1 protein-coding gene is annotated in these 1072 nt (G+C 51.1%); it reads right to left on the bottom strand.

Annotated features, from left to right (window positions below):
- The coding region (locus PLA12_13090) for a hypothetical protein (GenBank protein HOQ33427.1) at positions 1-535 on the bottom strand (535 nt) is incomplete at its 3' end.
- Positions 536-1072 lie beyond the last annotated feature (537 nt).

The following is a 1072-nucleotide window of genomic DNA, read 5'->3' on the forward strand; positions in this document are numbered from 1 at the left end:
CCGTTGCCGTCCATGTCCCCGTTCCTCGCTTGTAATACAACCGCACAAAGTCTAATCCCGATAACGCATCGGATGCTCCACTGTAATTCACGAGCACAGGCCATTTGCTATATGCGGGTGAACTCGCTGTACCGTTTGTCGGCGGAGCGGTATCAAACAGCGTATTGTCCTGTCCATTACCACTTGGCATGGCACTGCAATTGCCCGCCGCATCACAGGCACGCAAATCAAAGTAATACCGTCCGTTGGTTCCGCCCGGCGGTGCAAAAGTAATATTCCCCCCTGCTGCATTCAACGCTACGTTATATTCCGTCCAACTACCACTCTCTAACTTATACCATAACCGATAACTTTGAACGCCACTACCTTCACTACCATCACTCGCCGCTGTATAGCCTACCGATACCCCTGCTCCACTTGCATAATCCGGAGTGTTCACTGTGCCTACTACCGGCGACGTGTTGTCATACACCGTCGTCCCGTCGCCATTACCACTTACATACCGACCATTGCCTGCTCGGTCTACCGGCTGCACTAATAAATAATACAAACCTTCACCCGCCGGCGGGTTAAAGTTAAAGGTACCGTTGGAGGTCGACAGCGTCAAACCTGTATCGGTCCACACGCCAGCCAGACCTTTCCGATACCATAACCGAACAAAATCCAGACCGGATAGAGCATCGGCGGCTCCCGTATAACTCACCTGCACCGGTAATCCCGCATTGTTCACATAAGCAGGGGTTATCGTCACACTCGTCAAGTTTACAGGACGCGTTACATCAAACACAAAACTCGTCAGACCGTTACCGATAGGAGCACCCGTATCGTTATTGGCAGCATCTATCGCTCGCAAGCCTAAATAATAGGTCCCTTCCTGATTGCCAGGAACATTAAAATTCACTGTGCCACCACTGGGGTCTAAATTAATCCCCATATCCGTCCAGGTGCCACCGGCTCCTAACTTGTAATACATCCGATAGGTAGTCACTCCACTCAAATTGTCCGTCGCCGCCGTGTAATTAATCGGCACCGGCGTCCCATTCGTATATGGCGATACATTAATCGCCCCTAC

It is taken from the genome of Candidatus Hydrogenedens sp. (genome assembly GCA_035378955.1).
GTDB lineage: Bacteria > Hydrogenedentota > Hydrogenedentia > Hydrogenedentales > Hydrogenedentaceae > Hydrogenedens.